The organism is Nitrosarchaeum sp., from assembly GCF_025699065.1.
Taxonomy (GTDB): domain Archaea; phylum Thermoproteota; class Nitrososphaeria; order Nitrososphaerales; family Nitrosopumilaceae; genus Nitrosarchaeum.
The window spans coordinates 23661-47431 of sequence record NZ_JAILWF010000001.1 but is presented as its reverse complement, the minus strand read 5'-3'; the positions used below and the strand labels follow the sequence as shown (position 1 = coordinate 47431).

General features: G+C 34.8%; 38 protein-coding genes. 11 read left to right on the top strand and 27 right to left on the bottom strand.

Going from position 1 to position 23771, the window contains the following annotated elements:
- The first annotated feature begins 97 nt into the window (after positions 1-97).
- Positions 98-1189 carry a formate--phosphoribosylaminoimidazolecarboxamide ligase family protein gene (locus tag K5782_RS00320; RefSeq protein WP_297462976.1) on the top strand — a complete coding sequence of 364 codons (1092 nt, stop codon included), beginning with the start codon at positions 98-100 and terminating at the stop codon, positions 1187-1189.
- Here K5782_RS00320 and K5782_RS00315 read toward each other — a convergent pair.
- Positions 1186-1449 (bottom strand): hypothetical protein, encoded by a 264-nt coding sequence (locus tag K5782_RS00315; RefSeq protein WP_007550404.1) that lies wholly within the window; start codon positions 1447-1449, stop codon positions 1186-1188. The genes K5782_RS00320 and K5782_RS00315 overlap by 4 nt on opposite strands.
- A 231-nt stretch (positions 1450-1680) precedes the next feature.
- Here K5782_RS00315 and K5782_RS00310 point away from each other — a divergent pair, with 231 nt between their 5' ends.
- The gene (locus tag K5782_RS00310) at positions 1681-1941 is read left to right on the top strand and encodes a hypothetical protein (protein WP_297462974.1); all 261 of its coding nucleotides are present in this window, start codon (positions 1681-1683) and stop codon (positions 1939-1941) included.
- 1 nt (position 1942) lies between these two features.
- Here the strand turns inward: K5782_RS00310 and K5782_RS00305 are convergent, their stop codons facing one another.
- Together K5782_RS00305 and K5782_RS00300 are read right to left on the bottom strand one after the other, a co-directional pair.
- The gene (locus K5782_RS00305) at positions 1943-2179 is read right to left on the bottom strand and encodes a hypothetical protein (protein WP_297462972.1); all 237 of its coding nucleotides are present in this window, start codon (positions 2177-2179) and stop codon (positions 1943-1945) included.
- A gap of 345 nt (positions 2180-2524) precedes the next feature.
- Positions 2525-3193: a hypothetical protein gene (locus tag K5782_RS00300; RefSeq protein WP_297462971.1), complete on the bottom strand. Its 669-nt coding sequence runs from the start codon at positions 3191-3193 to the stop codon at positions 2525-2527.
- A 78-nt stretch (positions 3194-3271) separates the two neighbouring features.
- Between K5782_RS00300 and K5782_RS00295 the strand changes: the two genes are divergently transcribed.
- Positions 3272-3835, top strand: a complete 564-nt coding sequence (locus K5782_RS00295; RefSeq protein WP_297462968.1) for an HD domain-containing protein — start codon at positions 3272-3274, stop codon at positions 3833-3835.
- On the opposite strand, the gene K5782_RS00290 is transcribed toward K5782_RS00295, so the two are convergent.
- The gene (locus K5782_RS00290) at positions 3836-4204 is read right to left on the bottom strand and encodes a hypothetical protein (protein ID WP_297462966.1); all 369 of its coding nucleotides are present in this window, start codon (positions 4202-4204) and stop codon (positions 3836-3838) included. It lies immediately after the preceding gene.
- A 39-nt stretch (positions 4205-4243) separates the two neighbouring features.
- Between K5782_RS00290 and K5782_RS00285 the strand changes: the two genes are divergently transcribed.
- Positions 4244-4426, top strand: coding sequence for a hypothetical protein (locus tag K5782_RS00285; protein ID WP_297462964.1), 183 nt, complete (start codon positions 4244-4246; stop codon positions 4424-4426).
- Positions 4427-4556: 130 nt separating this feature from the next.
- Here K5782_RS00285 and K5782_RS00280 read toward each other — a convergent pair whose 3' ends face one another.
- Together K5782_RS00280 and K5782_RS00275 are read right to left on the bottom strand one after the other, a co-directional pair.
- Positions 4557-4769: a hypothetical protein gene (locus tag K5782_RS00280; protein ID WP_297462962.1), complete on the bottom strand. Its 213-nt coding sequence runs from the start codon at positions 4767-4769 to the stop codon at positions 4557-4559.
- A 35-nt stretch (positions 4770-4804) separates the two neighbouring features.
- Entirely contained in the window at positions 4805-4942 is a 138-nt protein-coding gene (locus K5782_RS00275; protein ID WP_297462960.1) for a hypothetical protein, read from the bottom strand.
- Positions 4943-5048: 106 nt separating this feature from the next.
- On the opposite strand from K5782_RS00275, the gene K5782_RS00270 reads away from it, so the two are divergent.
- Positions 5049-6131 carry a hypothetical protein gene (locus K5782_RS00270; protein WP_297462958.1) on the top strand — a complete coding sequence of 361 codons (1083 nt, stop codon included), beginning with the start codon at positions 5049-5051 and terminating at the stop codon, positions 6129-6131.
- On the opposite strand, the gene K5782_RS00265 is transcribed toward K5782_RS00270, so the two are convergent.
- Positions 6132-6338: a hypothetical protein gene (locus tag K5782_RS00265; RefSeq protein ID WP_297462956.1), complete on the bottom strand. Its 207-nt coding sequence runs from the start codon at positions 6336-6338 to the stop codon at positions 6132-6134.
- Positions 6339-6396: 58 nt separating this feature from the next.
- On the bottom strand, positions 6397-6822 hold the full coding sequence (locus K5782_RS00260) for a bifunctional nuclease domain-containing protein (protein WP_297462953.1): 426 nt from the start codon (positions 6820-6822) through the stop codon (positions 6397-6399).
- A gap of 254 nt (positions 6823-7076) precedes the next feature.
- Between K5782_RS00260 and K5782_RS00255 the strand changes: the two genes are divergently transcribed.
- On the top strand, positions 7077-7901 hold the full coding sequence (locus K5782_RS00255) for a hypothetical protein (RefSeq protein ID WP_297462951.1): 825 nt from the start codon (positions 7077-7079) through the stop codon (positions 7899-7901).
- Here K5782_RS00255 and K5782_RS00250 read toward each other — a convergent pair.
- A complete protein-coding gene (locus K5782_RS00250; protein WP_297462949.1) occupies positions 7891-8145 on the bottom strand; it encodes a hypothetical protein in 255 nt (84 codons plus the stop codon). The two genes, K5782_RS00255 and K5782_RS00250, sit on opposite strands and share 11 nt — an antisense overlap.
- Before the next feature lie 80 nt (positions 8146-8225).
- The gene (locus K5782_RS00245) at positions 8226-8378 is read right to left on the bottom strand and encodes a hypothetical protein (RefSeq protein ID WP_297462947.1); all 153 of its coding nucleotides are present in this window, start codon (positions 8376-8378) and stop codon (positions 8226-8228) included.
- Positions 8379-8498: 120 nt separating this feature from the next.
- On the opposite strand from K5782_RS00245, the gene K5782_RS00240 reads away from it, so the two are divergent.
- Positions 8499-8732, top strand: a complete 234-nt coding sequence (locus K5782_RS00240) for a hypothetical protein (RefSeq protein ID WP_297462945.1) — start codon at positions 8499-8501, stop codon at positions 8730-8732.
- A 65-nt stretch (positions 8733-8797) separates the two neighbouring features.
- A complete protein-coding gene (locus K5782_RS00235; RefSeq protein ID WP_297462943.1) occupies positions 8798-9358 on the top strand; it encodes a hypothetical protein in 561 nt (186 codons plus the stop codon).
- Here the strand turns inward: K5782_RS00235 and K5782_RS00230 are convergent, their stop codons facing one another.
- The 6 genes from K5782_RS00230 to K5782_RS00205 form a co-directional block, all read right to left on the bottom strand.
- A complete protein-coding gene (locus K5782_RS00230; protein ID WP_297462940.1) occupies positions 9359-9643 on the bottom strand; it encodes a DUF5615 family PIN-like protein in 285 nt (94 codons plus the stop codon). It abuts the gene before it with no gap.
- Positions 9644-9682: 39 nt separating this feature from the next.
- On the bottom strand, positions 9683-10036 hold the full coding sequence (locus tag K5782_RS00225; RefSeq protein WP_297462938.1) for a hypothetical protein: 354 nt from the start codon (positions 10034-10036) through the stop codon (positions 9683-9685).
- A gap of 25 nt (positions 10037-10061) precedes the next feature.
- Positions 10062-10439 (bottom strand): DUF6659 family protein, encoded by a 378-nt coding sequence (locus tag K5782_RS00220; RefSeq protein WP_297462936.1) that lies wholly within the window; start codon positions 10437-10439, stop codon positions 10062-10064.
- 44 nt (positions 10440-10483) lie between these two features.
- Positions 10484-11710 carry a hypothetical protein gene (locus tag K5782_RS00215; RefSeq protein ID WP_297462934.1) on the bottom strand — a complete coding sequence of 409 codons (1227 nt, stop codon included), beginning with the start codon at positions 11708-11710 and terminating at the stop codon, positions 10484-10486.
- 92 nt (positions 11711-11802) lie between these two features.
- Complete coding sequence (locus tag K5782_RS00210) at positions 11803-13221, bottom strand: chromosome segregation protein SMC (protein ID WP_297462932.1); 1419 nt, start codon at positions 13219-13221, stop codon at positions 11803-11805.
- An 80-nt stretch (positions 13222-13301) separates the two neighbouring features.
- Positions 13302-14072 carry a PEFG-CTERM sorting domain-containing protein gene (locus K5782_RS00205; RefSeq protein WP_297462930.1) on the bottom strand — a complete coding sequence of 257 codons (771 nt, stop codon included), beginning with the start codon at positions 14070-14072 and terminating at the stop codon, positions 13302-13304.
- 163 nt (positions 14073-14235) lie between these two features.
- Here K5782_RS00205 and K5782_RS00200 point away from each other — a divergent pair, with 163 nt between their 5' ends.
- The gene (locus tag K5782_RS00200; RefSeq protein WP_297462928.1) at positions 14236-14493 is read left to right on the top strand and encodes a hypothetical protein; all 258 of its coding nucleotides are present in this window, start codon (positions 14236-14238) and stop codon (positions 14491-14493) included.
- A gap of 15 nt (positions 14494-14508) precedes the next feature.
- Here K5782_RS00200 and K5782_RS00195 read toward each other — a convergent pair whose 3' ends face one another.
- Positions 14509-14700 carry a hypothetical protein gene (locus K5782_RS00195; protein ID WP_297462926.1) on the bottom strand — a complete coding sequence of 64 codons (192 nt, stop codon included), beginning with the start codon at positions 14698-14700 and terminating at the stop codon, positions 14509-14511.
- Between the two features lie 114 nt (positions 14701-14814).
- Between K5782_RS00195 and K5782_RS00190 the strand changes: the two genes are divergently transcribed.
- On the top strand, positions 14815-15240 hold the full coding sequence (locus K5782_RS00190) for a hypothetical protein (protein ID WP_297462924.1): 426 nt from the start codon (positions 14815-14817) through the stop codon (positions 15238-15240).
- Here K5782_RS00190 and K5782_RS00185 read toward each other — a convergent pair.
- The 7 genes from K5782_RS00185 to K5782_RS00155 form a co-directional block, all read right to left on the bottom strand.
- Positions 15237-15470 carry a hypothetical protein gene (locus K5782_RS00185; RefSeq protein ID WP_297462922.1) on the bottom strand — a complete coding sequence of 78 codons (234 nt, stop codon included), beginning with the start codon at positions 15468-15470 and terminating at the stop codon, positions 15237-15239. The genes K5782_RS00190 and K5782_RS00185 overlap by 4 nt on opposite strands.
- 31 nt (positions 15471-15501) lie before the next feature.
- Positions 15502-15744 carry a hypothetical protein gene (locus K5782_RS00180; protein ID WP_297462920.1) on the bottom strand — a complete coding sequence of 81 codons (243 nt, stop codon included), beginning with the start codon at positions 15742-15744 and terminating at the stop codon, positions 15502-15504.
- A gap of 44 nt (positions 15745-15788) precedes the next feature.
- Complete coding sequence (locus tag K5782_RS00175; RefSeq protein WP_297462918.1) at positions 15789-16373, bottom strand: hypothetical protein; 585 nt, start codon at positions 16371-16373, stop codon at positions 15789-15791.
- A 78-nt stretch (positions 16374-16451) separates the two neighbouring features.
- Complete coding sequence (locus K5782_RS00170; RefSeq protein ID WP_297462916.1) at positions 16452-16835, bottom strand: nuclear transport factor 2 family protein; 384 nt, start codon at positions 16833-16835, stop codon at positions 16452-16454.
- A 49-nt stretch (positions 16836-16884) separates the two neighbouring features.
- A complete protein-coding gene (locus tag K5782_RS00165; RefSeq protein WP_297462914.1) occupies positions 16885-17115 on the bottom strand; it encodes a hypothetical protein in 231 nt (76 codons plus the stop codon).
- 52 nt (positions 17116-17167) lie between these two features.
- Entirely contained in the window at positions 17168-17377 is a 210-nt protein-coding gene (locus tag K5782_RS00160; protein WP_297462912.1) for a hypothetical protein, read from the bottom strand.
- A 25-nt stretch (positions 17378-17402) separates the two neighbouring features.
- On the bottom strand, positions 17403-17618 hold the full coding sequence (locus K5782_RS00155; RefSeq protein WP_297462910.1) for a hypothetical protein: 216 nt from the start codon (positions 17616-17618) through the stop codon (positions 17403-17405).
- Between the two features lie 150 nt (positions 17619-17768).
- Between K5782_RS00155 and K5782_RS00150 the strand changes: the two genes are divergently transcribed.
- The gene (locus K5782_RS00150) at positions 17769-19103 is read left to right on the top strand and encodes a cation:proton antiporter (RefSeq protein WP_297462908.1); all 1335 of its coding nucleotides are present in this window, start codon (positions 17769-17771) and stop codon (positions 19101-19103) included.
- 38 nt (positions 19104-19141) lie between these two features.
- On the opposite strand, the gene K5782_RS00145 is transcribed toward K5782_RS00150, so the two are convergent.
- The 3 genes from K5782_RS00145 to K5782_RS00135 all read right to left on the bottom strand — a co-directional run bounded on the left by K5782_RS00145 (position 19142) and on the right by K5782_RS00135 (position 23722).
- Positions 19142-19627 carry an MgtC/SapB family protein gene (locus K5782_RS00145; RefSeq protein ID WP_297462904.1) on the bottom strand — a complete coding sequence of 162 codons (486 nt, stop codon included), beginning with the start codon at positions 19625-19627 and terminating at the stop codon, positions 19142-19144.
- Positions 19628-19806: 179 nt separating this feature from the next.
- Positions 19807-21999 (bottom strand): elongation factor EF-2, encoded by a 2193-nt coding sequence (locus K5782_RS00140; protein ID WP_297462902.1) that lies wholly within the window; start codon positions 21997-21999, stop codon positions 19807-19809.
- A gap of 190 nt (positions 22000-22189) precedes the next feature.
- Positions 22190-23722: a HAMP domain-containing sensor histidine kinase gene (locus K5782_RS00135; RefSeq protein ID WP_297462900.1), complete on the bottom strand. Its 1533-nt coding sequence runs from the start codon at positions 23720-23722 to the stop codon at positions 22190-22192.
- Positions 23723-23771 lie beyond the last annotated feature (49 nt).

The window sequence follows — 23771 nt, the reverse complement described above, 5'->3', positions numbered from 1 at the left end:
CAGTATTGTAATTGGTATCAAGAAAAATCTTGTGATTGGATAATTTAGGTAATAATTTAAAAATTAGCTATATTAGTTCCCGTATTCTAGTTATCTTATGATTAGTTCTTCTGAGATTAAAAAAATTGTAAACGGATATTCTGATGTAAAGATTGGCGTTATGGGAAGCCACTCTGCACTTGAAGTGATGGATGGGGCAAAAGATGAAAACTTTCAGACTCTAGTGTACTGTCAAAAAGGCAGAGAGGGACCATATCAGAGATTTGGAAGGATAGCAGATGAGATTGTTGTGCTAAATAAATTCAAGGACATGGCATCTGCTAAAAATCAAAAAGCAATGCGTGACTCTAATGTAATAATAGTTCCCCACAGATCACTGACGGTATATCTTGGATACAAAACCTTAGAGAACTCGTTTAAAGTTCCAATATTTGGAAATAGAAAATTATTCCAAGCAGAAGAGAGAACCGTAAAAAGAAACCAGTACTTTCTTTTAGAGAAGGCAAGAATAAAATTTCCAAAGTTATTCAAAGACCCAAAAAACATCAACAAACCATGTATCGTAAAGGTACAGGAATTAAAAAGGCCATTAGAGCGGGCATTTTTCACAGTATCATCTTACAAAGACTATAAAGAAAAATCAGAAGCAAAAATAAAACAGGGACTAATCTCAAGAAAGGGCCTAGAAAAAGCCAGCATTGAGGAACTTGCAATTGGAACATACATGAATTTTAATTTCTTTCACACTCCAATATCAAAGCAAGTTGATTTTATTGGAATTGAGCGAAGACTGCAGACAAATGTTCATGATTTTAATGCACTTCCCGCAAAGCAACAACTGGACATCAACATTGACTTGCAAAACATCGAGGTAGGTCACACTCCAGCTAGCATCAGAGAGTCATTGCTTGAAAAAGTAATCAAGATGGGCGACAAGTTTGTAGCTGCAGTCAAAAAGGAGTATGCACCTGGAATTATCGGACCATTTTCGTTGCAGAGTGTAATTACTAAAGATTTGGAATTGGTAGTGTATGATGTGTCACTGCGAGTCCCCGGAAATCCGATTGTTGCAACTACTAGCCCGTACACAAAATATCAGTATGGCAAGACATTTGGAATTGGAAAAAGAATAGCCATGGAGATAAGACAGGCCCAAGAAGAAGGCCGTCTAGATGAAATAGTTACCTAAGCAATTACTGTAATTTCTGGAATTGATGAACCGCCATAACCGGGATCGATTCTCTGTTTTGGATTCAATGATGTATCATGATGACATGCCTTGTTGCAAACCGGGCAAAACTTTCTGTCAAGTACAATGCACTGACAGATGTGGTTTTTTACATATGCTTGTGCTGCCTGATTCCATTCCCCAGTCCCATTACAATAAACACAATCATGTGAAGATATTGAGCCTAACCCTTTGCAAAAATCACAAATATCTTCAGTCATATCTATATCTAATAGATAAACTAATTTTTAAATCAATATAATTGAAATGCCCAAAGACATATTTCAACGAGGATATAAAAATTATTGTTGATTGGCTAGATTGAGAAATATATCGAATACTCAACGGTTTTGGTTCAAATAATTTTAGAACGGTTTTATTTGGACCAGAATTGCTGGATGCCAATTGACATAATCCAAACTCTTTTCTGTCAGAGAGATATGAAATGACGTGTGTCAAGAATCATCTACATCAAAGAGATAATCACAATTCTAAAAGAGCCAAAGCTTTGTCCTAGGTGTCAAAAAGACGACAGACTAGAAAAAAATATTGTCTTTGAGCGAAGATCAGACGGTCAGACAATACTTTGTTCAAGATGCGAGGCGCTAACTGTAATTACAAATCACAATCTAAAGGAAGTTGAATTGTCAGCTGCCAAAGACTATCAAGTAATGCTGAAAGAGCCGCACTTGATTCGTAAAGTAACATACTAAATTATTCTAGCAATTGTTGAATGACATAGGTTCTGACATGTGCAAACTCCCATTCTTTTAGGTCTGCGTTTTTGCATTCTTCTTTTATTATTAATCCGGCAAGCCCCTTACTCCAGATGTGTCTGTTTACATCATATACTTCAATTATTTTTCCATGTTTTGTTATTTTGATACTGCCATGGCATCTTTGAATTATTTTTGCTGCAACGCTTCTGTACAGCTTGTCCATGTTAGCCATGAAGAAAAGATAGTTTTTGGGATATCAAAAGTTATGGTTTTAGTAATAATACCAATATATCACTGAAGAGGAATTATCAATTGCTGATGATTAAGAAAGCTATGTCTGAATGGTGAAGAGTTTGCCGAATTATGAAGCGTTTATAATTTTTAAAAAATACCATTTATTACCATTTAATTGAGCCTAAAAAATATGACATAAAAGAATTAAAATTTAAAAAATAAAGTCTCGTTGAAACATTCCCCGTTGCAACGAGTCATACGAATTAGGACAATTTACTTGCGTAAATTAGAAACTTAAGAACAGTGGAATTTTTTGAGAAATACCATATCCGTTTTGGAAAAATCAGTACAATCTGTCTAGTTTTTTATCCAATAGTTCGACTTGTCTTTTCATATCATCTACTAACGAATAAAGAGCGTTAGTAGAATTGTCAGTTGATTTTTTTCCGCCATTTGACCAGTCAATCATTGCCTCAAGCATACTCATTACCTGCAAGGAATAATCAGTAAGATCCTTTATGCTAAAATGTTTTTTCAGATTCTCATCATTTGGGTAAATTACAAGATCGTCATTTTGATAGATTCTGTACTGCTGAGAAAGTATTGCGTTTCTAAATCCAAGCAAAAACATTCCACGTATCGAGTTTTTTAGCTTTTCAGAATACTGCATCTTGTTGCAAATCTTTGTAATCATCTGATAAAGCGAAGTGTGTTCATCAAATCCGCCCTTTAGTTTGGCAGGATTTACAATAATTTTTAGAAACTTGTTTATCACATCAAGATGCGACATGATAAAAGACATCTCTGAATAAATTGCAAAGACCATTGTCTCTTGGTTTTGAGAACCAAGGTTGCGTGCAACACTATGAAACGAATTTGAAAAATCTTTTTCAAATTCGAGAAAATTTTTAAAAAATTCCTCATCACAATAATCAGGATTAAACTGAACCAGTCCGTGTGACTCGATATCGTTTAGGATTACCAAAGTGGCTCGATAGTTTGCGTCACTCACAGTCAATAGGCACAAATATCAAACTTAAGCATATCTTCAAAGTTAAACCTCTACATACCGGGAATAAATCAAAACCGCATGGAAGACAGTGCAGACATTATACTAAAGGCAAAAAAACTTGCACATGAGAAACACAAAAATCAAAAACGAAAAGACGGAGTCACGCCATACTCTGATCACTTGGAGGGAGTTGTAAACAGACTCAAAAATTTAGGAGTCACTGACAAAAATATTCTTGCAGCTGCATGGATGCACGACATCATAGAATATACTGATGTGACATTTGATCAGATAAATGAAAAGTTTGGACGGGAAATCGCAGTAATTATTTTATCTTTGACAAAAGACAAAAACGTTGCAAAAAAAGAGATCGAGCAGCAGTATGTCACGCAATTAAAAAATGCATCAATGGATGCAAAATTAATCAAGCTGTGCGATATATCTGCAAACCTAAAGGATTTATCAAATGCGCCAATATCAAAGAATCAGAAAAATAAGCAAGTAAAAAAAATCATCCATTACATGAGAATTATCAAAAATGACATTTCAGAAAAGCAGTCAGAGTATCCAAAGATTGCAGAAATAATAGATGGTATCAACACCATCTGCATTAAATTTCATCAAAAGCCGTTTACAGTTTGATCATGTCTTTGGATCAACGACGTTTACTGTCATAAGCAAAGGAGCAGACAGTGCTTCGGGATTATCAATGCTCTTCCAGACAAAGACCTCAATTGTATACATGCCGGTTTCAGTTGATGTCCATGATTGTGCAGGTGAAAACGACTGACGGGGTGAAAGAGAACCAGTAAGCCAAGACAAAGACACTACAGTGTTATCTGAATTTTTCACCTGAGTAATGTACACAAATGGCTGCTGAGTGTTGAGGCTGTTTGTAACGTCGGCAGTAATCATGATTTGGTTTCCAACTATCAAAGTGCGAACGTCACTTTCTGCAAAGGCAAGCCCTGTAAATGAAAACATTATCATAAAGAATATCAAAAATTTCATAAATATTACCGGCATTCATCATTATTTAATCCATTTAAAATGACAGAACTTCCAGAAAAATTTCCCGAGTACATAATGATGTACAAAACGCTCACAAAGAAGATTGAGGAACTAGACTCAGAAACAGACAAGGACAAAATAAAAAGATACGAAAACGAGAGGACAAAAATTAGAAACATGTTTCCAGAGAACTTTTTTGATAATTCAGAGGAATCATTATAATAAGTGAGAAATTTCAATTACTCTTGACTGGAGAGTGTTCGAAAGAACAGCTATTGTATAGTCCAAGCAGTGATTATTCAGTAGAGGATCACTCCAGTCATTTTAAAAAATAAGAATTAGAGATTCACAGTTATTCGTGTTGATGACCACAACCGCATTCATGATCATCGCCTTTTAATGACATTAATTTTTCAACCATATCATCACGAAGTTTGAGCAAATCGCCAACTTGTTGTTTCAGACTACCTGAATCCCAGTTAGATTCCTGAAGTGCCCGTACACAGTCAATTATCTCAAGATCTACGTTTAGTAGATTATCCATAATTTTTTCTTGTTCACTCATGTATAAGATACGAAAAGATGCCGTTTAATACTTTATCAACAGTTGCAACTTGGTTTTTTCTTTGTATGAGCTTTTATCATATGACGCAGCATTCTTTCTGGTTCTGAGAACTCCATGTCACATTCTCTGCACTTTGTGTCAAGTATGACTTTTTCTTTTCTGAAAAATCCCATGTTTTGCAATTTTTGATTTGACATTAAATATGTTTAGCAAAAATAAAACTGACAGTATTATTCTATTCTACTAAATCCTTAAGTTTTTAGAAAATCAACAAAAACATTGAAAATCATAATCATACTGTTTGCAATAGGCTTTCTTTTGAGCATAAATCTTGTACATGACTCGTTTGGATATAATATCGAATACAAAATATTTGGCAGACAGTTCTTTGACACACCACTTGTCTGCACGTATCAACCAACACTAGAACAGGATCCATATCTAAAACAGTGGGGTGTTGACAGACTAGAAGAGTCTGCAAGGCTTGCAGTCCAGGACTGGCAATCTGCATTACAAGTGCAAGAAGGAAAAAACACTAAAGATAACTGGAAGATAAACTACAAACTACTAACAGAAAAAGATGCACAAAACAATCTGCAAAAAGATTGCAATATCATAATTGAATTTCATCCAATGCCAACAGAGAAAAACGAGATGTATCGTGTACTTGGAGTAACATATTCAAATGATTCTAGTTTTAAATTAATTAAAATCTATTACAGAGACATACAAATCTGCAAGACAAGTGATGAGAAATACATCTACTATAGCGCATGTTATGGAGAGGACATGTTAATGTCAGAAAAACTTCGAACCACAATAACTCATGAGATTGGACATGCACTTGGATTGGGTCACTATCAAGCAGATGATCCAGAAGTAAATTCAGTCTGGGCAAAAGGACTAGTTGATGCAGAGTCAATCATGGCAGTATTTTCACATGAGAACTCGAAGCTAATGAAGATAAAACCAATCGATGTACAAAAAATAAAATCGATTTACACGCCAAATGGATTCAAACCAATCAATACTACAGTTGCAGAGACACCTCAACCAATCTTTGAACCGATATCAGAAAAGCCAGCAGAGCAAGGCATACCTGAATGGATAAAACAAAATGCAAAGTGGTGGTCAAGTGGAACAATTACTGACAGAGATTTTGTAGTTGGAATCCAGTATTTGGTGCAAAAAGACATCATCAAGGTTAGTCAAGTCAGAGAATCTACGGGTATCTTTACACAAGAGATACCATCGTGGGTAAGAAACAATGCAAAATGGTGGTCAGAAGACAAGATTACAGAGGCTGACTTTATCAGTGGAATAGAACATCTAGTAAAGATTGGAATCATCAAGATAAACTAGTTATTCATCAGACTCTAGTTTGCGAATTATCTCCTCAATTGCGTAGATTCTGCTTATCTCCATGTCCATAAACACTTCATATGTTCTTTTGATCTCACCATCTTCTTTATTCGCTATTTGCTTTTCAAGCTCAGTTATTGTAGAACGGATTGTATCTGCAAAAATGTTTAGCATATCTAATGCATCATCTATTTTAGTCTCAGTCACTTGATTTGGATAGTTTGCACTTGTAGATTAATTTTATTTCAGAGTGATCAGATGTCACTTATGCTTCCATGTGTTCTTTTAGCAGATTTTTGCGTACTAGAATTGGAATGTTATACAGAGCTCCTAATGCCATGGCATCAGATGCACGATAATTTCGCAGCACAAGATCCTTTTTTCCAGTAAAGTATAGATTTGCGCGCAACACTTCACCGCTTTCATAAATTTTTACCTTGACTAGTATCAGTTCATTTTCTTCGCAAATCTCCTCTATCATTTTGTAAACTGACGGAACTGATTCAGCAGAGCTGTCAACAAAACTGGATATGTGTCTTGCAACCTCGCCAGAAAATGCTCTCATGTGAAACTCTTTGTCATCATCGCCTTTGAGGACAAGCATTCCTTCAACTGCATAAGGATCTACAAATCCAACATAGTCGATTTTTACTGATTCATAATCTGGTTCTTGTGCTTGATCAATTTCCATTGTTATGCAATTTACATTTCGATTCACTGCTTATAAAGATACTAATGATAATCATTTTAACTTGTGATAGTTTTCCACGACTTTATAAAAAATATTTGAAAATAATTTTTCTCAGATCCAGATCACATACAATCAAAATGATATATCAAAACAGATGACAATTAAAATTTCAGATACAAATTCATGCGTAAATTACAGCCAAGATCAATGCAAGCAAGAGAATAGAATTAATTCATAAACAAATTACAAAAAAAATGTTGGAAGAGAAGTATCCCAGTAGTGGAAAAAAGCTAATTGTTTTAGGATTTGCAGTAATGACGTTCATATTTGTAATTTATTCAAGATACCAAAACCCCGAAGTGTTCACACCAGATGCGATGGATACGATTCAAAGAATAGCATATGGGTTTTACATCATACTGCTTGCAGCGTTTGGAGCAATAGCATACGGGCTGTACATGTATCATAAAGAAAAAGTGCGAAAAAATGGAACTGACATTTTGTCAATAATTGCAATTACCACGTGGAATTCCAAATCAAGAAAAATTTTTCTAGTTACATTTATCGTGTATGGAATTTTCTTTTCTTTGATATCAGGAACTCTTGTGTATCAGCCAGAAGTAAATTTCATCACACATTATGGTGCAACCATACCTTCAGGGTTTGTTGCTCCTTGCTGTGATCAATTAGGATACATGCCCAAAGTCATAATATATCTAACAGAGCATGTCGGATTGCAAATTCTACCAATCAACTTGGTGCTTCAACTAGTAGTGTCATACTTGGTTGGGCTGAACATGTCAATTGCAGTTAGCGCGTACACCATATCAAAAAAAGGAAGAGGCGCAAGTACAGTTGGAGCAGCTGCAGGATTGTTCATTGCATGTCCAACATGTGCAGGTACGTTTCTATCAGTATTTGTCGGAACTGCTAGTGGCATTGCACTATCCATTGCATTGTCACAGCTGCAAACATTTTTCATTGCAGTATCCATCCCAGTGTTGTTTGTAACGCCGATAATAATGGCAAGAAAACTCAGAAATCCAGACGGCAGCTGCAAGATAAATTCTACGAAATAAATTTTTTCACTTCAGGAATTTTATGATTCCCAATGTCGTATCCGTCTCGTCGGAGATACTTTAATGTCAGTTTGTAAATTAGTTCGTCATGATCAACTTTTTCCAAAATTTCAGTCCACAGAACTTTTCCATTTTTTTCAATATGTTCTTTAAATGATGGATTCATCGACTCGGCGATTTCTCTGCATTCTGCAAAAGTTTTTCCATTTTTGTATGCACGAGTGCGAACATCGCATGTGTCCATAATACATTACAGGTGAAATTGTAAATAAACCTGTCATATTGTTGCAATTAGGCGTATGAAAAATAAAAAAGAAGACATGACTAGTCGGCAATTTTTTCATTTAGATAATTTAGTCGCTCATTAAGATGACCTATGTACATGTGCAAATCTTCTATTCTCTTTTCTAGTCGTTCAATTTTTCTGTCAGTTGATTCCCTTAGGGAATTTACAACGTCATATTCCAATTCAGACATAACAATAGGAAATATTTCACAAAGATAAGATTCTGTGTGTTTTTCATAGTACACATAGATGTATCATTAACCTCAGAATTTAGAACAATAAATCAAATAGTAGAAAAAATCACCAAAAACATGGGCATAAAGACCACAAGCGATTATGTAAAATTTTACGTTAACTTGGATATACAGGGCAAAGTTAGCCTTTTGAGTTTCATACACAATGAAAAGATGGTACTAAAGCAAAAGCTAGAAAACAAAAAACTAGACAAAGAGCCAATCATAAACGGGATTAAAATTTTAGAAGATCTGATTGAAGAGTTAAAAAAAGACGGCGAGTTCAAGGTTTTAGAAAAGTACAACAGATGATCATAACCAGATAGCCACAAAATTCACTTGTACGTTTAAGTGAATGAGTTTGATACAAGAAAAATATGGATTCTGACATTATTAGAACTGAAATTTTACGTGTGCTAAACGAGAGTGGAAAGATTCGCGGAAATGAGCTTACAAGCAGAGTGATAAAAAGAGTTGGAAATGAAAAGATGGTTCACCGTGAAATTAGTTTGCTTGTAGAATCAGGAGAGGTGGAAAAAAAGATGTACAGCAAATCCCATATTGAATATCAAATAATCAACATATCAGAGACTGTAAACAATCAGCTCAAAGGCGTGCATAAAGAGATCGAGATAATCTTTGAGGACATAAAAGAGTTCAAACAAATAATTGAGCAAAACAAATTAGAGTTTCAAGAAAGACTGCGAACAATAATCCATCTTATCCACATTGTACAATCAATTGACGGAGTGATGAAACTATTGTCACACTATCCCACATTTAAAAAAGACAGAATGTTCTCACAGATTACAAGAAAGATAAGCGATTGTTGGGAAGGAATGATGGAGATAATTGTGCATCAGCCAGAAGAAGAGTTTCTAAATGAGGTAATAGGAAATCTAAGGATATCTCAGATAGGAACAGAGAGCGTAAACTGATCAAATATTTTTTAATTTCTCAACTACTATCTTGAAAATCTCTTCATTGTCAAGTAGTATGAACGGCAAATCATTTTCTTCACATGCTTGACCGCTTTCAGTATCGCGTGTAATTAGGATCATGCCGTTTTCTTTTGCATAATTTATCACAGAATAATCGGTACGCAGTTTTAGGCCGTCACTGCGAAGCTTCTTTACGCTGTACGCGTCATAGCCCAACTTGCGCAGCTTGTCGTCCCAACCGTCATCCATCTCGTCAATTAAAATCTTAATTGGTTTTGACATGAGTTGCTCTTACCAAATTTCAATATTAGTGTAAATAATCTATCCGTGATAATTCTGAGATATGTCGTATAGTTTTTCACAAAATAAAACCAACCTGTCAGGCAGGACGCCATCAAACCAAGACAGTTCTTTATTGATGCTGCTTCCACTAAACGAATTTTTTGGATATGACTGCAAAAACAAAACCTCGTCATCAAATAATTTCTTTAGCTGCTTTTCCCCGTCAGCTGTAAACTCGTAATCACATGGCATCATGTCGATTTGGACATGGTAATTTCCGTTTATTGGATTTATTTTGGCCTTGATAAACGGCTGGTTGCTCTGCTGACATTCCCGGTAATGGCGGTCATATTCAAACATCTTTGAATCTATGATGTATTTTTTGAGAGTCATTTAGCAAAATGCAAACGTACTAAAATTAAAGATGAGCTGTGATTTTTTTGATTTTTGTGATGATTCGGATTTTAGTGTTAGTTGGCATTTCAGGCTCCATTGTAAAATATACGATATTTCTTCTGGTGTAAGTTACCATCTGTGTTACTTTTTCTCTTTCAACGTGAACGTATCGAACCTTTCCCAAAGTTCGATTAAATTCCTGCCTCATCTTTCTTCTTTGAGCAACCTGTTTGCAAAAATGCTCCTCTTCTTTTTGGGTTTTTAGTGAGGTCTTTCCACTCTTCATTATTGCTTCTCTGATGTTTCCCTTTTGATCAATGATTGCAGCAAATCGCATTTTTGGATCCAAGTTAATCATTGATTCAACGATTTTTAGCAGATTTTGTTTTTTAGCAACCATTATGATGCCAAGTTAGTTTGGCAAATATAAGCTATTGAAGTGTTTTAGATTTTGATAATACCTGAGGTCACTAGAAATGCAATGCTCTTTGCAAATTCTTGATCTGTGATTTCACCATTTACCCAGAATTTTGCATTATTTTTGATCCATCCTGGAATTTCAGTCACAGGCGAATCAGAATTAGGCAAAACAGGAATTACAATAATATTTTCTCTTATCATGTATTGTAAGGCATTTTTAAAATCATAATCGGTAATTTGGTTTTTAGACCACCAGTCAGCATTGTTTCTGACCCATTGAGGAATTGCAACTGTGTCTTCAATGTTTTTAGATTTGTACATTGGTTTTTCTAGTGTTTCTGCAAGTACGTCAAAAGTTTTTGTTGCAATGTTTGGGCCATACACAAACTTGGCAGTAAAAGTTCCAATCTCAGTAGTTACATCTTCATATTTTATTCGATTTAATGGAGCAACTGGAGAAATAGTTGTGGTGTTTGTCTTTCCAGACGGATATGTTATTGTCAAAACTCCAGAATTTAGTGAAATCTCAGGCACGACTATGTTGATTTCAACTGGGTCACCAGGATCATAGAGGTTTTTGTCGCTGCCCATGAAGATGTTGGTCTCTGCGTTTACACTTGAAGCAACAAATGGTACATCAACTTCTACTGAATAATATTTTGCAACTATGTGATAAGTTCCAGAAGGATTGTGTTTTAGCAAATTATCCATTGAAAAGTACTCTATGATACTTGCTTGCGATACTTTGGTGTTATATTCCTCAACTAGTTTTGCAGGAGAACCATTATCATCTAGAATTTTTACATGTAAGGTTTCAGCTTTTGATGCACTTGACTCGTAATAGTTTGTAGAAAATGCTACAATTGCTTTATCAAATTTACTATAGATATCTTTGTCAGTAGTGATTTTTACTTCCAAGGGTTCGACAAAAACGCCAACTGTTTTTTGAGTGTCTTTGTAATTGTACTGAATTGTCCAATTACCAAACTGATTATCAAATGCTGTTCGAATAATGTTGTGTGTTGCCTTTGATGCTTGCAAGCTTGGAAGAGAGCCAGCAATTACTTTGCCATCTGGTTGAGTTGCAGTCCATTCAACAGAACCGCCAGCATATCCGTCAACAACTACAAAAACAGTAATCCAGTCATTAGGACCAAACACTTCCATTTTAGGAGTGCCAGTAATTTCAGAACCGTATGCAACAGGAATTATGCTAAACGACAAAAATACCAATGCGGCAAGTAACTTCATTTTACAAAAACAATTCAAAATTAGTTTAATTCAAAGAAGTGATTAACAATGAGCGACATGATTGTGAATCTTCTGGACTAGATGCAGACAGTCTAGGCAGAATCCATATTTTCAGCTTTTGCTATTTTAGGCTCAGAATTGGCAGATTTTGCCTTTGATTTTTTACTAGATGCTCTTGTTTTTGATTTTTTGATCTTTTCTTCAACTTTTTTGCGTTCTTGTTTTATTTTTTCCAGCTTCTTTTTTTCAGACGCTAGCTGTTTTGCAAGGACGCTTTGCTGCTTTAGTTTTGCCTGTTCCTCTTTTGTTTTTTTGGCAATGGTTTCTTTTTCTTTTGATATTATCTGGTTTATCTTTAGTCGTTCTTTTTGTGCTTTTATCAGATCTTTTTCCTGAGTGGCAATTAGTTTTTTTAGTTTTTCACATTCAACTAGTTTGCTTTTTTCAAGGTTTACCTGAGATACGATTTCTTCATATTCTTTTTTGGTTTTTTCCAAATATCCTTGCTTTTCATTTATTTCACGTGCTATTTTGGATTGTTTGAGCAGGTTTGATTTTTGTTCTTCAGCCATTTTAGCAAGCTGAATCTGCTCATCTTTTATCTGCTTTTCAATCTCTTCTTGCTCTAGTTTTGTCTGGAGGAGTTGTTTCTTTTGAAACTCTAAATCTTTTGCTATCTTTTCTTTATCAACTGAGATTTTCTTCATCAATTCATTTCTTTCAGATTTTACTTTTTCTAGTTCTGCTTTCTGTGAAAGAATTTGCTCAGATAGTTTTGTCTGATTTTGAATGCTGAGATGTTCTTCTTTTATTTGAGATTCAAGCAGAGTTTTTTCAAGTAAGACCTGTTTTTCATAATCTTTTCTGTTTAAGATAATCTGAGATAGTTTTGAGCGTTGCAATTGGAGTTGATCGTGTTCTTTTTTCTTTTCTGCAAGCAATTCTTCTTCTGTTTTTATTTTCTCATATATTCCAGTCAACTCGTTTGAATTTTTTTCTGGAGGAGACCAGTCCTTTGGCATTGAGCCTCGAAGTTTTTGAACTTGAGGCTTTGCAGGAGGCTTTGTCTCAAAAACTGTCTCTTTTTTTGCAGAATGACGGTTTTTAGAATATTCAAATTTTGTAACTAGATTATTCTCAGGGGGATTCTGTACGTTGAGTTTGTTTTCAAGGTATACTTGGTCAGAATGATAAAGTGGTTTGTTTTGATATATCATGTCATAGATGTGCTGCAATCTTCCAGGGTCGCCTGTTTCAGCGTTTATCAGCAATTGAATCTTTGAGAGGACAGGATTGTCGGTTGGTTTTTTCTCATCAATTATTTCAAAAGATACATTAAGCTTGCTTTCCAAATAATTTTTGTCAGATTGGTAAAGGGGTTTGTTTTGTTTGAAATGTTCTAAAATGTGATAGAGCCTTCCCACATCACCTTTATTGGTGTCTATAAAATATTGAATTTTTTCAATGATTTGGGAATTTGTGAATTGTTGGATATTGCCAGTGCTTTCCAATCACTTTTGAGATAGTTTGCTAAAGTATAAAAAAACAGGTAAACAAATTTCACATTTTCATAAATTTAAAATGATTCCGATCAGAGTTTTATTTTAAATCCAGATTTTTGGCTTGCAAACATGATAATCGTGGTAGCAACTGCAAGTATTACAATTGACATGACTCCAAATTCAGGTACAACAGACGTTCCTATTATTGTGAGCAATTTTGCATCATTTGGCAGCACAACAGTTACCGTGGAGATGTCATCTTCATTTGTATCATCAAAGTCGGTGATCTTTTTTCCGTCAATAAAAATTACAAACGGACCATCAATTAGATCAGAATGTAATTTAATTTTCAATGTTCCATCGTCGGATTTAGCGTTTCCAATTATCTCAAACGTGATTGATTTTTGGTCCTCGTCAATTGCACTCACAGTAAGAAGTCTGTCAGAAAGATACTCCACGTTAAATGTCGTAGAGCCATCACCTACTGTCTTTCCGACTTGGTTAATTATTTTGGTCCCATCTGTGACAAAGACTGTTCCAGTCATCCAAGGATGAATCAGACAATAGTACGGGAATTGACCGGTTTGTGTAAAAGTAAATTTGTATGATTGCCCAGGCGAGATAAAATTTGAGCCACCAAAGATGCCATCAGGCCCGTCCTCGACAGTTCCAGATGTAATGGTATGTTTTGCAGTATCTGCGTTTTGCCATACAACAGTATCTCCAACAGAGATATCAATGTCACCAGTAGCTAATCCAGATTTTTCATTTTGCCAAAAAAATGGGGCGTCAGGACTTGCAGAGCCAGTCGGCATGTTGATGTCATAACTTGCCGCAAATGCTGCACTACTAAAAGACACAGAAGATATCGTCAGAATAAAGATCAAAAACAAGACATTCATACAAGACAAAAGTTGTTTTGAGTTAAAGGGATTACGGTGTATAAAATCAACCACATTTTTTTGGAAAAATTTGAAATAAAAAATATCGATATTTATTAGATGGAACAAGGTTTAGAATTTAATGAAAAGCGGGACTGTAATCGTTATTGCAGGTGGAGTTATGATTTTGTTTGGTTTGATATTGTTTTATGGAATGCAAGGTGTAACAACTACAGATCCTGATGAGAAAAAATTCTTTTCTGCAATAAAACACACAGGGACATTTACCGGGTTGCTTGGGATAGGCGTATCCATAGCAGGATTTTTGCTGTATCTTATGAATAGAAAGCCGGCTCCAATCATTGAAGACTATGACGAACATCCCAACTTACAAGATTAGAATTATTTTCTAGTTTTAGCAGCTAGCCAATATATTTTTGAATTCCTCTACGGGAACAATAAACTTGCACTGTTTGCAAAATAATACTTCCTTGTTTGCCATTTCTTTTATTGCAGTTGGTATCTTTCCACAGTAAAGAGCAGAGCCATTGCAGTTAGGACAGCATGCAAGCAGTTGGATCATACCAAATTCATTTTTGATATTCATAGTTCAATTACGTGATTCTGATATATTAATAGAAAGAAGAAATCATACTAGTGCCAATCATCCAAAAATAGTCAGTTCAAAAATTATAATAGGACTGCGATTTAACTTTAAAAATTGTCAGACAAGATTTGGCTTGGTGCAATTTATCTCAAAGACGAGGGAGGATACGAAATTATTCTAAGATCATTGAATCATTATAAAAAAAGACTAAAAACTCTTGGGAGCAGCCCTGAGTTAAAGGACTCATCAGCAATGTTTGGCTCACTGCTTCAGCAAGAAGCCATGAAGACAATTCCAAAGATAGATGAGATGACAAAAAAGATCAAAGATGCGCTGTCAGATGATATGGTTCTAAACTCGCTAAGTGAGGACAGATCATTTCTTGTAAAGGCGCTCTCATGTTACGAGTCAGATATCAACAAGGCGCAAAATACCGGACACGAGTATTTTTTAAAACTGGTCGGAGATTTGCCGTTTGTAAAAAAAGACCTAGACTTAGTAAAAAACGCACTAGATAAAATCAACCAATTTTCAGATTAGGTATTTCCTTGAACATACCAATCAAGGTAAGGCATCAGGGTCTTGCAGAACTTTTTCTTTTCAGCCTCATCAGTCATGCCTAAAATACCATTAATCTTCCCTTTTAGGTAGTCTTGGGTAATTTCACTTTTAAGATGGGGTTGAATCTGGTTTAGAATATCTATGATTTTATCAGATGAGACATTATCAAAATTATTTAGAATCTCTTTGACTTGATCTTGCAGCGACATTATTCAAACTAGAACAAATCCCATTATTACTTTATTGCTTGTTTTCCAAAATGAGATCGTTGTCATCCCAAGTTAGACGGAATTTTCCAACTACTCGAAATATCTGTATTCTACCGCCTTTTCTGAATTTTAGTTTGTATGAATTTTGAGACGTGTCATAAATCTCCAGAGAAACACCGTCTGCAATAGTTTCAAAAATTACGGGATTGCTTGATAATTCTTTCCACTCTGTTGGTTCAAAATCAATATAGAATTTAGTGTAAAGAAGTCCCATTTTCACAGATGGTTAAACACTCCAGAATAAAAACGAGTCTCAAGTTATTCTACTTCCTGATAGCTTTTAGGCATACTTGAATAAAGATAGCTCATCACTGTTGGAAAAATTGTATCGTGATCTTTATCATTTTGAATTATGTCAAAGACATGATGGATTAGTTGCTGGATTTCTAGATGCTCATCACGGTATAGAGTTTTTTTTGGATTTTTGTTTGAATCCAAAAGTGTGAATCCGTTGTCAGTTTGCAGCAGGTTTTTCAGTACAGAATTTGTAATTTTGATCTTTTCGTTTACGTCTTTGTGGCGGTAATCTTCGTCTAGTTTTTTTATGTAGTTTTTAAGATTGTGAAATGCAGTGTTTGTAATCCTTTCAACATGTTGCTGAAATTTTGTAGAATAGTTTGATGTTGGAACATAAAATTTCATGTTTGCCTTTTTCTCTACAAAGATAATCTCTTTGTCAATTAGCGAATCCCTGGTCTTCTCAAAGGTTGTTTTTGCCATATACTCTGGCACAATCTTCTTTAACAGAGCATTATGGTGCATTTCAGGGTTGTTTTTTATGCATTCAAAAATTATCCTTTCACGCTCGTATAATTCCAATGTAGGCTCAACATGAGTTATCATCACTAGGTCGACCTAGTATATACAGGTCATATATTTATCATTATCTAAAAACCAATCATCCATCATAAAATGGCGTGATCAAACAAGAGAATCTTGAATCTTCTTTGTGTCAGTGAATTGTCTGAATTGAGTAATTTTGTTGTCTTTTATCTGGTAAACGTGTGAAAAGGGAACATCAAACTTGTTGCCTTTTTTTGAGATGCCTTGATACCTTCCAATGACTATAACGTTATCAACAGCATCCAAAAACTGTTCAGCAACTGCATGAAATTCTGAAAAATTTTTCAGCATACCAGGAAAATAATCTCCAAAGATTGCTTCTAATCCGACATATTTTCCGCCGTTTGGCATCCCATCCATTGTTATCCATTCTATTTTTTCATTACAAAACAGAGGGTACTTTTCAGTGTCTTTATTTTTAAAAGCGTCATAGAATTTTTTTATCAGCTCAATGTGTGACATGTTGTTTTAGGTTTTCATATTTTCATAAACGTTACGAAAATATAAAATATCAAGTCATGTCTTTGTTTTTAGAGTCTCTTTCTGAAATTAAAAATTCCAGCTTGTAATGCAGATCATCCAAGTTACGTTCTAGTCTTCTTAGAGTTTCAACCAAGGAATCAGATCTAGATTCTTCAAGTTCTTTGGTTACAGATTCCTTATGTTTCTCAAGCTTTTTGATTCTTTGCTCTGTCTCAAGAATAGCAGTTTGTAATGCCTCTAAATCATTTTTAAAATCCAATTAAGTAATTTTTGGAAAATTCGAGACTTAAAGATTTTGCAATTATTGAAAATTATGTCAAACGATCAAATTCAGAAAACATTATCATGATAACTCCAATAACGATATCAATGATAAAATGAATAACGCCAACAATGAGACAGTTTTTTCCTAATTTTGGATCATCCTTTTTTACAATAAAGTACGAAACTAGACCTCCAATAATTCCAAAAACAATTGGCAAAACATACCATGCCTTTGATCTTCGTTGAGGCTCATTCAATGAGACGTAAAATAATGAAATGAACTTAAGGGTTTGGTTGCTCAGATCGAATTAGTTGGATAAGACGTTCGATGTTTTTGATGTCATTTAATTCATTATTTAGTAATGATTCGTATCTTCGCATCTCAACTAAAGAGGTGATGTTTCTTAGTGCTTCTTGAAGCTCGGTAATTTTTGTCCTGGTGACGTCAGCCCAAGTTGCAAGCATCTCTAGTGCCTCTTTGACATCGGCTTCTTTCATAACGATTATGTTATGAAGGATCTTTTAGATTAATTTTATCATCATACCCTAAAACAATTTTGTATCTGACTTTGTTTTTCATATTTAAACTGGGTGTTGTTTTTTTCAAAAAAATCTAGGATTTAATCAGTGTTACAAAGTAATTACTAGTTGCAAATAGAACATTTGCTTTTAACACTTGTACTTTCTCTAGCGTTAGCTCGAATACTAGGGGAATTATTCCGTCGGATGAAACAACCCTCCCTTGTTGGAGAATTGCTGGCAGGAGTAATTTTAGGACCATCTCTTTTGGCAATTCTTTCACCTGATGATTCCATGACAATTCTCGCAAATGTTGCCGTGTTTTTCTTGATATTCATGGCAGGTCTTGAATTGAATCTAAGTGAAATTCGAAAATCAACTAAACCTGCGTTTTTACTTGCCATTGTTGGATTTACCATCCCATTTGTGTCTGGATATTATACAAGTCTATTTTTTGGTCTAGGACAAATACAATCACTTTTTGTAGGTTTACTGTTATCAATTACAGCAATTCCAGTAAGCTCGATGATACTTATGGAATTTGGAATCTTGAAGAGTAAAATTGGAACAACGGTGATCACTGCAGCTCTAATCAACGACATCATGGCAATGATTGTGTTTTCTTTAATTCTCATTTATCCAACAGGCACACAGACTTCATTTGATTATTATGAAGTAGGGTTAATGGGTGCAAAAATTACTATCTTTTTTGCAGTGCTTGCAGCAGTAGTTTTTGTCATGAAAAAGACCAACATTACTTCTCAAAGAGTTGAGCCATTTATTGAAAAACTAAAAACAAAAGAAGCAAGTGTTGGAATTCTTTTATCGCTTGGAATTTCAATTGCATTGTTTGCGCATTACTTTAATCTTCATTTTATTATTGGTGCATTTTTTGCTGGATTAATTTTTGGCAGTAAATTTTGGGGAGAAAAGATACACCATCATAATTCTAAATTAATCTCTGGAATTACCTTTGGCTTTTTTGCGCCTCTTTTCTTTGTCTTCATAGGTTTAGAGTTTGATCTTATGTCACTAACAGATTCTGCGCCACTCTTTCTTGCGTTATTTTCTGTGGCAGTTGCATCAAAAATTGTCGGCGGATTTCTTGCAGCAAGAATTACAAGATTTTCAAATAACGAAAGCGTTGCCATAGGCTGTCTTATGAATGGAAGAGGAATGGTAGAGATGGCTATTGCGTCAATTGGGTATTCCTTAGGACTAATTGATACAGCGTTGTTTTCAGTTGTAATTGCAATAGGTTTTCTTACTACAATAATTACTCCGGTAATTGCTAAACCATTTATCTACAGAACATTATCTAAACATGGACAAGATTCAGAAATAAAACATCAGATATCTGAACCAAAGAAAAATTTCTCATCTCACAACATAACTTATCGTAAATTTCATAATCTTATAGATAAAATGTATTTTGAAAAATTTTTAGGTCATAAAACAAACTGAGATTAGCAAAAAGATTTACGAATAATATTTCTAAATTTTTAATCAGAATCTAACGGTTGAGTATAATCGTCTTCGGTATTTACACCTTCAGATTTTTTTCCATTTCTTCGTGAAATTTTTTGAAAATGAGGGATACGGGGAGTAAGCGCACATACCACAATTCCAATAATTGCAAGAAAGTAATATTCAAATCCAATAGCCATACCAATGGAGGCTGCAAACCATATGCTTGCAGCTGTTGTGAGATTGTAGATGTCTTTTCCTCCTTTTATTATCATGCCTGCCCCCAAAAATCCTATTCCGCCAACAACATATGCTGCAATTCTTGTTGTAGATGCAGGATCAACCTGTGAGGACAAAAATGTGAATACCATTGAACCGCATATTACAAGAGTGTGAGTGCTTATGCCAGCTGGTTTGCCACGACTCTCTCTTTCAATACCTATTATTACTCCTGCAAGCAATGAAAAACCAAAACCAATTAAAATTCGAATCTCAGTTTCGGTGATAAAATCTTGAATCAACTATCTCCGATTCGAATTGATTGAGGATAAAAAATTTACTGAATTTAAATTGTTACAGGATATATTAAAAAAGTAACTTGATAATTACTATAAATCATAAACTCTTTCCAACGAAACATAATTCATCATAATTTTAGTCAAGCGCATGTTTTTGCGAGTAAACAGTGGGTGTTCTATTTTTATTCTCTATCGATGTATTCTTCGATTCCAGGAGGATTTGGTGCAAGTCCTTTTCTCTTTCTGATTTCTGCAATTGCAGTTGCAGCAATGGATTTTGGTAATTCAGTCCATGCCTTAAAGGATGTATTCCATGTTGCACGTCCTGCTGTTTGTCCTCTCATTGCTTCAGATAAAGTAAAAGTCTCAGATGCTGGGATTTCGCCAACGATAATACTTGCAGCGCCTTTTTGTTGCATGTCAAGTACCTTTCCACGTTTGCCAGAAAGAACTGTTGCTACGTTTCCTACCAAGTCAGTTGGAACCCTTACCTCAATTGCAAGCATCGGCTCTAAAATCGTAGTTCCTGCAGTTAGTAAAGCTCCCATACATGCACGTCTAGATGCAGGTCCTAGTTGTGAGAGACCACGGTGTGCAGTATCTTCGTGAGGTACAAAGTGAGTAAAGATGAATTTGCAGTCCCTCATCTGCTCTTTGCAAAGCGGGCCTTCTTTCATTACTTCCTCAAATCCAGAGTTAATAGAATCAGTTGACTCTTGAATAAACTGGACACCTTTTGTTCCGTTAATCATTACGTTTCCACGTGGGTCTAGTTTCATAATTCTCTTAATTGTATCAGTATCCCATCCTGCACCCTTTAGAAGGTCAGCTACTACTTTCTTGTCTTTCATGTCGCTGATTTCACCAGTTCTAAGCATGTGTGCAATTGCTGGCTCCAATGGCTCTACTTTCATGAAAATCTTGTTGTGTCTGTTTGGAGATTTTGACATGATTGGCTCACATGTTCCTTTTACGGTTTCTCGGTAATTGATAAGTGGCTCAGATGTGATGATTTCTACTTTGGCGTCTTGAATTCTATGTGTTGCAACATCAAGATGTAACACACCCATTCCAGCTACAAGTGTTTCGCCAGACTCTTCATCAATTTTCACTACAAGGTTAGGATCCTCAATTGTTAGTTGTTTGAGGACCTCGACAAGTTTTGGCAAGTCCTTTGGATGTTTTGGTTCTATTGCAACTTGCACAACAGGTTCTGATACATACTTGACTCCTTCAAACATTGGAATTCCTTTGACAGACGAGATTGTATTTCCTGCTCTAGCTTCAGTTAATCCTAATAATGCCGGAATATTTCCTGCACCAAGCTCACCGACTTGTTCTCTTTGGTTTCCCATGAAAAAGTTTACAGATTGAACTCTTCCCTCTCTTTTTGCATCAATGATGTTTACTGTTTGTCCATCTTTTATTGTTCCAGAAAATAATCTACCAATTGCAACAGGACCTGCTGCAGGATCCAAGACCATGTTGACAACCATCATGATTGTTGGTCCGTCATCACTGCATGCCAAGAGGGCTTTACCAATATCAGAATCAAGATCACCTTTCCAAATTTGCGGAATTCTGTACTTTTGAGCAACGTGTGGTGGTGGAACGTGTTTTACTACCATTCCCAATACTGCATCAGCCAAGGGAGCTCGTGCTACCAAGTCTTCTACTTTTTCATTTTTGTAAGCATCAATGACATCTTTGAATGTAATTCCTTTCTCTTTCATAATATCTACGTTAAATGCCCATTTGTCTTTGGCAGAACCAAATGTAACGCTAGCATCCTGGATAGATACTTTCCATTTGTCTTTGTATTCAGGTTCAGCATAAGTATCAACTAGCTGATTAAAGCTAGACACTACACCTGCAAGTGTCTCTTGCATTTTTTCTGGTGTCAAACGTAATTCTTTGATTAATCTATCTACTTTGTTGATAAATAAAACAGGGCGTACTCTTTCTTCAAGGGCCATTCTTGTTACAGTCTCAGTCTGGGTCATGATTCCCTCGACTGCATCACAGACTACGGTTGCACCGTCGATTGCCCTAAGACTACGAATTACCCTTCCACTGAAATCCACGTGTCCAGGTGTATCGATCATGTTAATGACATATTCTTTGTCTTTTTGTGTAAAGTGTAAAGTTACGTTTGCTTGGTAAATTGTAATTCCTCTTTCTTGCTCTTCTTTATCAAAGTCCATTGCAAGTGCCTTTCCAGCTGCAGATGGGGCAATAATTCCAGAAGCTGCCAACAAGCTGTCACTCATCGTAGTCTTTCCGTGATCAACGTGAGCAATCACACTAAAGTTTCGAATCTGTTCTTTATTCTTGATGATTCTCAAGACTTCAGTCGTTGACTTGAATTTTGCCATATTCGCAAACCCAATTATTCAGCTAATAAATCTATACGAAACAAGATTATTCAGAATAGGAATCATAAGGCATATTCAGAGATGAAATATACATTAATGATCTAATTGAGATGTATTAGATCTTATTTTAGACAAGATTATGATTGATTATTGTCAGAATATTATTTTTCTTTAGATATTATCTGTTTTATCATTCTTTTAATGGCAATTCTATAAAAAATGTAGAGCCTTTTCCAATTCCATCAGATTCTGCCCATATCTTTCCTCCGTGAAGAGCAACAATCTCATTGCTTACTGCAAGTCCCAATCCAGATCCCCCATAGTGGCGTATCGTATTATTTTTGATCTGATAAAATTTTACAAATAACTTGTCTAATTGATCTTTTTCTATTCCCAAGCCATTGTCCCGTATTGTAATTTTTGCTGTATGATTATTTGATTCTAATGAGACAGAAATTTTACCTATTTTTTCTGAAACAAAATCCAGTGAGTTAAGCAACAGATTTGAGATTACTTGTTCTATGCGTATTTTATCACAAATACATGAAACATCATTTACAATATTTGTTTCTACAAGAATTTCTTTTTTGTCCATATCCATCTTAAATTTATTTAACGTATTTTGAAGAATTTCAGACAAATTGTTTTTTGATAGGTTTAGATGAAGTTTGCCAAGTTCTGCTTTTTGTGAATCTAGCAAATCCTGAATTAGATTCTGTAGCGACATGGCACTGGATTTTATCATTTTTATTCTGTCTACCTGTTTGGAGTTCAAGTCACCAAGCATGTTTGAAAGCAATATATCTGAAACAGACAAAATTGGAACAAGTGGATTTTTCAAGTCATGAATTATCATTGTGACAAACTCGTCTTTTGATTTTTTGATTTGTTCAAGCTCAGTATTTTTTTTACTCAAAACACTATTTGAGATATAAATCATAATTGGGATAATCCCTGAAGCGATAACCCCAATTATTAAAAATAAATTAGCGAATGTATTATTTGGTTCAAAAATTTCAGTCCAAATCAAATATTTTAAAACATATTCTTTCTTTATCGTATGACCATATAGTTCTGTTTTAACATTAACATCAATACTATTTTTCAATTCTTTTTCTGAGAATTCTACATTACTGGTGTTAATTACACCGTTATTGACAAATATTTCGTATAATCTTAGATCATTGTCAAGCGGACTGGATAAAATTAGCTTAAAGGTTTGGCTAGGAATAGTATCAGATGAGATAAAATAATCAAAAGGTACAGAGACTATTATTTTACGAAGATCACTCATATTGAATTCAAGATTCATTGTGTTTATGCCATTTATTTGAGTAGGATGAGATGGAAATAAGACATCAAAATTTTTTCCAATCATCTCAGAGTGAGGGGTTGAATAGAGTATCGTTTTATTGTCATCAAGTATACTAATATTCACTAATTCGGAATTGGCATCAAAAAGCCTAGTAGAAAAAACTTCAAATTCGTATGGAGTTACTTCTTTAGAACCTTCAAAAAAACCAATTATGCTATTACTAATTGTCTGTAAACGACCTTCTCTTCGGTCTATAATCTCTTCAAAAATTCTACTAATTTCATTTTTATATGATTGAGATAGTTGTTTTTCATATTCGTGTATTTGTAAGTATACAACAACAGTACCAAAGATAATACCTAATCCTATTAAGAGTGGGAATAAATATCGAGATTTAGAGGTAGTCATAAGTTTACTTATCAGCAAACACAATTAATTTTAAATTTAATTGATTCGT

Coding starts and splice junctions, on each gene's coding strand:
- K5782_RS00320 (WP_297462976.1), top strand. CDS start 98: ATGATTAGTTCTTCTGAGATTAAAAAAATTGTAAACGGATATTCTGAT.
- K5782_RS00315 (WP_007550404.1), bottom strand. CDS start 1,449: ATGACTGAAGATATTTGTGATTTTTGCAAAGGGTTAGGCTCAATATCT.
- K5782_RS00305 (WP_297462972.1), bottom strand. CDS start 2,179: ATGGCTAACATGGACAAGCTGTACAGAAGCGTTGCAGCAAAAATAATT.
- K5782_RS00295 (WP_297462968.1), top strand. CDS start 3,272: ATGGAAGACAGTGCAGACATTATACTAAAGGCAAAAAAACTTGCACAT.
- K5782_RS00290 (WP_297462966.1), bottom strand. CDS start 4,204: ATGAAATTTTTGATATTCTTTATGATAATGTTTTCATTTACAGGGCTT.
- K5782_RS00285 (WP_297462964.1), top strand. CDS start 4,244: ATGACAGAACTTCCAGAAAAATTTCCCGAGTACATAATGATGTACAAA.
- K5782_RS00280 (WP_297462962.1), bottom strand. CDS start 4,769: ATGAGTGAACAAGAAAAAATTATGGATAATCTACTAAACGTAGATCTT.
- K5782_RS00275 (WP_297462960.1), bottom strand. CDS start 4,942: ATGGGATTTTTCAGAAAAGAAAAAGTCATACTTGACACAAAGTGCAGA.
- K5782_RS00260 (WP_297462953.1), bottom strand. CDS start 6,822: ATGGAAATTGATCAAGCACAAGAACCAGATTATGAATCAGTAAAAATC.
- K5782_RS00255 (WP_297462951.1), top strand. CDS start 7,077: ATGTTGGAAGAGAAGTATCCCAGTAGTGGAAAAAAGCTAATTGTTTTA.
- K5782_RS00250 (WP_297462949.1), bottom strand. CDS start 8,145: ATGGACACATGCGATGTTCGCACTCGTGCATACAAAAATGGAAAAACT.
- K5782_RS00245 (WP_297462947.1), bottom strand. CDS start 8,378: ATGTCTGAATTGGAATATGACGTTGTAAATTCCCTAAGGGAATCAACT.
- K5782_RS00240 (WP_297462945.1), top strand. CDS start 8,499: ATGGGCATAAAGACCACAAGCGATTATGTAAAATTTTACGTTAACTTG.
- K5782_RS00235 (WP_297462943.1), top strand. CDS start 8,798: ATGGATTCTGACATTATTAGAACTGAAATTTTACGTGTGCTAAACGAG.
- K5782_RS00230 (WP_297462940.1), bottom strand. CDS start 9,643: ATGTCAAAACCAATTAAGATTTTAATTGACGAGATGGATGACGGTTGG.
- K5782_RS00225 (WP_297462938.1), bottom strand. CDS start 10,036: ATGACTCTCAAAAAATACATCATAGATTCAAAGATGTTTGAATATGAC.
- K5782_RS00220 (WP_297462936.1), bottom strand. CDS start 10,439: ATGGTTGCTAAAAAACAAAATCTGCTAAAAATCGTTGAATCAATGATT.
- K5782_RS00215 (WP_297462934.1), bottom strand. CDS start 11,710: ATGAAGTTACTTGCCGCATTGGTATTTTTGTCGTTTAGCATAATTCCT.
- K5782_RS00200 (WP_297462928.1), top strand. CDS start 14,236: ATGAAAAGCGGGACTGTAATCGTTATTGCAGGTGGAGTTATGATTTTG.
- K5782_RS00195 (WP_297462926.1), bottom strand. CDS start 14,700: ATGAATATCAAAAATGAATTTGGTATGATCCAACTGCTTGCATGCTGT.
- K5782_RS00185 (WP_297462922.1), bottom strand. CDS start 15,470: ATGTCGCTGCAAGATCAAGTCAAAGAGATTCTAAATAATTTTGATAAT.
- K5782_RS00180 (WP_297462920.1), bottom strand. CDS start 15,744: ATGGGACTTCTTTACACTAAATTCTATATTGATTTTGAACCAACAGAG.
- K5782_RS00175 (WP_297462918.1), bottom strand. CDS start 16,373: ATGATAACTCATGTTGAGCCTACATTGGAATTATACGAGCGTGAAAGG.
- K5782_RS00170 (WP_297462916.1), bottom strand. CDS start 16,835: ATGTCACACATTGAGCTGATAAAAAAATTCTATGACGCTTTTAAAAAT.
- K5782_RS00155 (WP_297462910.1), bottom strand. CDS start 17,618: ATGAAAGAAGCCGATGTCAAAGAGGCACTAGAGATGCTTGCAACTTGG.
- K5782_RS00140 (WP_297462902.1), bottom strand. CDS start 21,999: ATGGCAAAATTCAAGTCAACGACTGAAGTCTTGAGAATCATCAAGAAT.
- K5782_RS00135 (WP_297462900.1), bottom strand. CDS start 23,722: ATGACTACCTCTAAATCTCGATATTTATTCCCACTCTTAATAGGATTA.